The 6,753-nt window shown below is 34.9% G+C and carries 6 protein-coding genes; 1 reads left to right on the forward strand and 5 read right to left on the reverse strand.

Annotated features, from left to right (window positions below; genetic code table 11):
- The first annotated feature begins 294 nt into the window (after positions 1 to 294).
- Positions 295 to 1,284 (forward strand): aspartate-semialdehyde dehydrogenase, encoded by a 990-nt coding sequence (locus ACEN31_RS10780; protein ID WP_138404653.1) that lies wholly within the window; start codon positions 295 to 297, stop codon positions 1,282 to 1,284.
- Between the two features lie 75 nt (positions 1,285 to 1,359).
- Here the strand turns inward: ACEN31_RS10780 and helD are convergent, their stop codons facing one another.
- The 5 genes from helD to liaF form a co-directional block, all read right to left on the reverse strand.
- Entirely contained in the window at positions 1,360 to 3,546 is a 2,187-nt protein-coding gene (gene helD / locus ACEN31_RS10785) for an RNA polymerase recycling motor HelD (RefSeq protein ID WP_407109409.1), read from the reverse strand.
- A 153-nt stretch (positions 3,547 to 3,699) separates the two neighbouring features.
- Positions 3,700 to 4,011: a HesB/YadR/YfhF family protein gene (locus ACEN31_RS10790; RefSeq protein WP_407109410.1), complete on the reverse strand. Its 312-nt coding sequence runs from the start codon at positions 4,009 to 4,011 to the stop codon at positions 3,700 to 3,702.
- Between the two features lie 111 nt (positions 4,012 to 4,122).
- Positions 4,123 to 4,752: a response regulator transcription factor gene (locus tag ACEN31_RS10795; protein ID WP_138404651.1), complete on the reverse strand. Its 630-nt coding sequence runs from the start codon at positions 4,750 to 4,752 to the stop codon at positions 4,123 to 4,125.
- A complete protein-coding gene (locus ACEN31_RS10800; RefSeq protein WP_407109411.1) occupies positions 4,749 to 5,816 on the reverse strand; it encodes a sensor histidine kinase in 1,068 nt (355 codons plus the stop codon). Before ACEN31_RS10800 ends, ACEN31_RS10795 begins: the two co-directional genes overlap by 4 nt.
- On the reverse strand, positions 5,813 to 6,562 hold the full coding sequence (gene liaF / locus ACEN31_RS10805) for a cell wall-active antibiotics response protein LiaF (RefSeq protein WP_407109412.1): 750 nt from the start codon (positions 6,560 to 6,562) through the stop codon (positions 5,813 to 5,815). The genes ACEN31_RS10800 and liaF overlap by 4 nt, the downstream gene beginning before the upstream one ends.
- Positions 6,563 to 6,753: the final 191 nt, after the last annotated feature.

Here is a 6,753-nt window from a genome sequence, read left to right on the forward strand (position 1 = left end):
CGCTTATGGGCGTTCTATTTGTGTGTTCAATGTTAGAGAAATGAGTAAAAATGGCTGTTAATTGAATTTATTTATTTTCTTAATCTCATTTATAATTCCTCAACGTAAAATGGGTAAATTCAAATTAAGATAGGATTAAAATTTTAATATCAATTATTAAATCTAAGCATTTTTAACTTGACATTTTATGCGATAATGCTTAAGTTTAATAGGTATAAATTGAAAATTAAAAAGGAATCTCTCTTTTTAATAATTCAATTATAAATTAACATACAATATTGAAAGGAGCCAATTATGAGTAAAAAATATCATGTTGCCGTTGTAGGTGCATCGGGCGTAGTTGGTCGTAAAGTTATACAAGTATTAGAAGAACGTCAATTCCCAGTGAGTGAATTAAGTTTATTTGCTTCAAGTCGATCTGCCGGTCAAAAAATCCCCTTCAATGGTGAAGAGATTACTATTCAAGAACTAACAGAGGATGCTTTAACAGCACCCATTCAAATCGCAATCTTCTCAGCAGGTGGAGAAACATCAAAACACTTTGCACCGATTGCTTCAAGTAATGGCATTACTGTCATCGATAATAGTTCAGCGTGGAGAATGGATAAAAATATTCCATTAGTTGTCCCTGAGGTGAATGCTGGAGTCTTATCTAAAGATGATAAACTAATCGCAAACCCCAACTGCTCAACAATTCAATCCGTTGTACCATTGAAACCACTACAAGAAAATTACGGTATCAAACGTGTTGTTTATAGTACATATCAAGCAGTATCAGGTGCCGGACGTAAAGGGATTGATGATTTAGAACAAGGTACAACAAGTACTTTCCCTTACGAAATTAACAAAACAGTGATTCCACAAATCGATGTCTTCTTAGATAATGGTAATACAAAAGAAGAACAAAAGATGATTGATGAAACGCGTAAAATCTTAGGTGTTGAGAACTTACCTGTCTCTGCTACCGCGGTACGAGTTCCAATCAAAACGTCTCACGGTGTATCTATCAATATTGAATTAGAAAAAGAATTTGATATTAAGAAAATTCGCGAAGAAATTGGAAATATCGACGGAGTCATTCTTGCCGATAATCCAGAAACTTTAGACTATCCATTACAATCTGTTGCTGAAGATACAGACAACGTATATGTTGGTCGTATTCGTCGTGATGACTCGGTAGAAAATGGCATAAACTTATTTGTTGTTGCAGATAATCTACGTAAAGGTGCTGCTACAAACTCAGTACAAATTGCTGAATCATTGATTGCACGTGGCATCATTTAATTAATACAAATAGACGACAAGAAATCCAAATTTGGATCACTTGTCGTCTATTTTTATGTCTTTAAGTATTCGTTTTTATGCTTGTAGAAACTCAGTCAACGAATCTGAAAAAGTAATATATAGATTTTTCATTGCTCTAGAACTCGCAGTGTATAAAATTCGCTTATCACGTTGCGTATGATAATTATCGTTTGATGCATTATGAATCAAGACGTTATCAAATTCCAACCCTTTGGATAAACTAATTGGGATAATAGTTAGATTTAATCGATCCAACAGTTCTTGGCCTAGTAATTGTTCCAGTTCATCAGCCTCAACCATTGTTTTTGTAATCAATGTTAATGCTTTCCCATCTAGTTCTTGGTGAATCTCTTCTAATAATTTTATATTATCAGCTTTTGTCTCAACCTTAATAATTTTAGGTTCATTTCCGGCCGGACGAATCGGAACAATTTCCCATTCATCGTTATTAGTTGCGAGTCGATTGAATAAGCGCGTAATGGATCCGCTTGAGCGGTAGCTATTCACCAATTGATATAACTCAACATTTTCTGAACGGGCTGAGAAATTATTGATAATATCTTGGAATTTGATATTCGCATTAAATATCGCTTGGTTCTCATCCCCTACCATGGTAAACGCTGATTTAGGAAACAAGCTCACTAATAAGCGAATTTGTGCTTCTGTATAGTCCTGAACTTCATCCACAAGTACAAATCGCATATTGGTTAGTGATAACTTTTCGATGAAACGATTATAAATGTAAATAAATACAACAGCTTCATCTATGTTTAATATGCCATCCGGATTAAATTGATAAACTTCTTGTGTATACGCAAAGTAAATTTTTTCAAAAATACCTTGCAAATTGATCCAAGCTAAACCACGAACATCACGGGTTACTTGACTGTATTGAATATGAACATATCTTTTGGCATATTTGTTTATCGTTTGAGGTGAATCATCCGTAATCAGCTCTTTAAAGAACTTTTGCTGTAAAGATTCAGGTAATGACATCACTCGGTCAATCACGTTTGGTTTTTGAGCCAATTTAGTCATTCGTCTCTCCCAATTACTTGATAATAATTGTCGCGTCGCTTGAATACGTGCAATTAACGGCGAGCTATCAGGCGTCTGTTCAAAAGCTTTTAAGATCTTTTCAGTCGAAACAATTTCTTTGTCTTTACGTAAGACTGGATTAAAGAAATCCATATGTTGTAAAATTAACTCTTCTGACTCATTAATAAAATCAATAAAGGAAGCACTTCGAATAATCTCTGTTTGCTTCGGAACCTCGTGACTACTAATACGGTTAAAATACGTTTGTTCATCCTCTAATTCCATTGACAAGTGTCTCCCTACAAATTGTAAAAGCGTCATATTCAATGGCGTTTTCTCACCTAATGATGGAAGCACATTAGATATATACGATACAAAATGCTCATTCGGAGATAAAATTAAAATATTATCAGAGGTGATTTCTTTACGAAATGAGTAGAGTAAATATGCAATCCGTTGCATAATCGTAGAAGTTTTCCCACTCCCAGCCACTCCATTGACTAGAATGATCGGATGTTTCGTATCTCGAATAATGACATTTTGCTCACTTTGAATGGTTGATGTGATATCTTGCATCAAACTAGAACTATCTTGTTCTAAAGCTTCTAGTAACACATCATCTTGAATCGACACCGAAGTATCGAAAAACTTCAATAAAGTATCTTTATCGATAACGAATTGTCTACGTTTATCAATTTCTACTTCAATCATGTTGCCATTGACTTCATAAGCAGACTCGCCAGTTGTATTATTATAGAATAACTCTGCGATTGGTGAACGCCAGTCATAGACAAACTTTGCGTAATTATCATCATCAAAACTATTAATACCAATGTAGAATGACTCTGCTTCTTCATCCTCTAGAAAATCAACGTCCACTTTACCAAAATAGGGAGCATCCAATGACCGTTTGACATTTCCCAATAATTTTTCAGCTGAGATAATCCGTGAATTCATTTGATCTATCTCGCGGTTCTTCATCTCAATTGTTGAGAAAGTGTCCATATTATCAGAAAAACTACTAAAATCGACCCGAACATCTTCGGACATCTTTTGAACAAAAGCCAGCCCGTCTTCACGAGCTTCTTTAACAAATGCATCGAGGCTATCTCTACTTTGTAACATTTTCTTATATACAAAGTCTAAATATTCCGCTTCTTTAGCAAATTCTTTCTCATAATCATGCAAATTGTTCTGAGTCATAAACTACATTCCCCTTTTCTTTACTGCATCTTATTGTAAAAATCGCCGAATAGCTATCTTATACCGATATATCATATAAAGCAACAACAAAATAGCTACCATTAGCTGATTATGTGCTAACGATAGCTATAAATTTTATTTACTAATTTGGTCCTAGTTTAAATCCACATCGTCTTTACGGTAAATGTATTTTGGTTCATTTAATTCATCATTAAAAGAAACTACTAAGTCATGTTCTTTAAAGAACCACTCATCGTCTTTTTCAATAAAGAATAATAAGCCATTATCAGAAGTAAATGTAACAATTGGTGAATGTGGCTCGGTAGGCTCAACTTGTAAAGCAAATGAATCTTGTACTGGACTACTTCCGTAGATCATTGTTTTAAAGCGAATTCCTGCACCTTCAGCTCTTCCAACTTCTTCTTCAAACCATTTGACTGCTTTATCTTCAACAATTAATTCCATATATATGTGCGTGGCATAAATAGCCACTTCCTCCTTTTATTATCACTATGCTTTGAGTATAAAAGATTTTTATTATAATAACCAGTATTCTGCTTGAATAAATTGAATTGCTTATACGAGCTCATGCTGGTAAGCATAGATAGTTGCTTGTGTGCGGTCATTTACTTCAAGTTTAGATAAGATATTCGAAACATGTGTTTTTACTGTTTTTAGCGTGATGAATAGCTCATCTGCAATTTCTTGATTTGTATACCCTTTTGAAACTAATAATAATACTTCTAATTCACGATTGGTTAAATCATCGTGCGCTTGTTTTTGTCTGGATTTATCTTCATATTCTAACAACTTACTTGTAACTTCAGGTCCCATCACCGTGTCCCCTTCGTAAGTCGCACGGATAGCATCCGCAATTTCACTGGCAGAAGACGTTTTTAATAAATAACTCTTAGCGCCAGCTTCAATCGCAGGATAGACCTTTTCGTCATCGATGAAAGATGTCACAATAATAATTTTGGCTTCTGGCCACTCTTCCATAATTTTTTGAGTCGCTTCTACTCCATCCATGACTTCCATCACCAAATCCATCAAGATGATGTCTGGTTTATCTTCTAATGCTTTGTGATAACCCATGAGCCCATTTTCAGCCTCACCGATCACTTCGATGTCGGGTTGGACATCCAAGTAGGATGACACCCCTAAACGTACCATCTCATGATCATCGACTAATAATACTTTAATCATACATTTACCTCTCTTTTCGAAATGGGAATTTGAATGTCGATTGATGTTCCTTTACCAATTGAACTAATTAAATTCAATATTCCACCTAAACTCTTCACGCGCTCTTCCATATTTCGAAGACCGTAATTACCTTTTTGTTTAGCTGTGCTCACATCAAACCCTTGCCCATCATCAATAATTTTTAATTGAATTGAATGTTTGTCTTGAGTTAAATAAATTTCAAATTTATTCGCTTTCGCATGCCGCATCGTATTAGATATCGCTTCTTGAACGATTCGGAATAAGTGATCTTCAATCCCACTATCAACTTTTACGGGTGCGAGATTCCAATGAATTTCCATTGGGATCTTAGTATCTAATTCTTCTAACAAGTGTTTAATACCTTGATCGAGACGTTGATCCACTAAATCAATCGGTCTTAAGTGAAGGAGTAATGCCCGCATCTCAGTTTGGGCATTTCCAATAATCTCTTCAACTTTTTTCACAGATTTAGTTACCGATAACTCTTCTCTCTCAGCAACTTCACTAATAGCTGAAATCATCATCGTCGCAGCAAATAATTGCTGACTGACTGAATCATGCAACTCGCGCGCAATTCGATTACGTTCTTTCTCAATAATCTCTTCTTTAGTATCTTCACCAACAAACACTGGTGCTGCCGTATATTCTTGTAGATCCGTCGATAGATCAACAATCTTGTCCCGAAGGCGATTAATATCTTTCGCCGTTTGTCTTGAAGCATCAAACCAATTTCCGCCTTGCAATTCTTTACGGAATATTTCATTTTGATATTTTCCTAATAATAACCAGTTAATTCGTGCTCTAATTTGTTCAAATGGTGAACTCAGTGCAACGGTTAAGATAATCGCTAACACGATACTCATGGTTAAAATAAAGGCGATAATAATCAAATACACTGGAATATTAAAAAACTCAACGGTAAACACTTCTGCCAGTGTCATCACATTTAATTCATAAATGAGAATTTCGAAAATGATGACGACAACGGCTGAAAAACTAACAAATTGAAAGAAGAATAAATGAGTCCATAAACGAAAATTCATAGAATAATCACCTCAACATCTCCAAATGTCACCGATACAATGACATTCACTTTTCGGTTTGAGTCACCATAATCTGGACTCATCCAACGGAAGTTGTCCGCTGTCAATGAATAGCGTTGGGATTCAAATACTACTCCGCCTGAAATTGTACTAATGTTTAGTTTCACACCAATGTCATTGGGAATAATTAATCGCGTACGACCGAACATCTTTCTAATAACAATCGTCGTCTCACCTTGAGGCAAGATTGTATTACCAAAATCTAGGATATGGTTACCTCCGAATAAGACAATATTGACATCATCCCATTCAAAGTCTACTTTCTTCTCTCTGTATGAATCAAAAATCGATTCTTGATTCAGAATCGTTCGCTGTTCACTTTGCGGTTCAATGAGTTGCACCCCTAAATAATTACTTTCAGACTTCTTAGGTAAGATTAACGCACTTTTAAAATGAATTAACTCATTGCCATCTTTAGTTCTGAATAAAATTAAAAACAAGATAATCACTAATAATAATACCCAAACTGATTGAATCATGAGCAAACTTAAGATGAGTAGAAATAAGGCTCCAACGAAAATTATTAAGCGAAGGATTCGATTTCCAATAAATAATCCGACAATAAATAGTATAAAAGATACTCCGATAAGACCTATAATTTTCCAATCTAAAAAGATGTCAAATAATATAAGCACTAGACTAATCGCAAATACAATAAAAATGTTTTGTTTTAAAATTTTTTGCATAAAACACCTCTGTTCCATAAAATCAGTATAACAGATTCTGAAGTAGAAAATGAATTTCACTTCACATTTTCCAATCGAGTAGGAGACTAGCCATTATTTGACTAGTCGACCTCTCACACCACCGTGCGTACGGTTCCGTACACGGCGGTTCAATACCTTGCGTAAGCAGACTCTACCAATTCGCTTAGTGG

The sequence above is a fragment of the Ruoffia sp. FAM 26255 genome (genome assembly GCF_045528525.1).
In the GTDB taxonomy this organism is placed as follows: Bacteria; Bacillota; Bacilli; order Lactobacillales; family Aerococcaceae; genus Ruoffia; species Ruoffia tabacinasalis.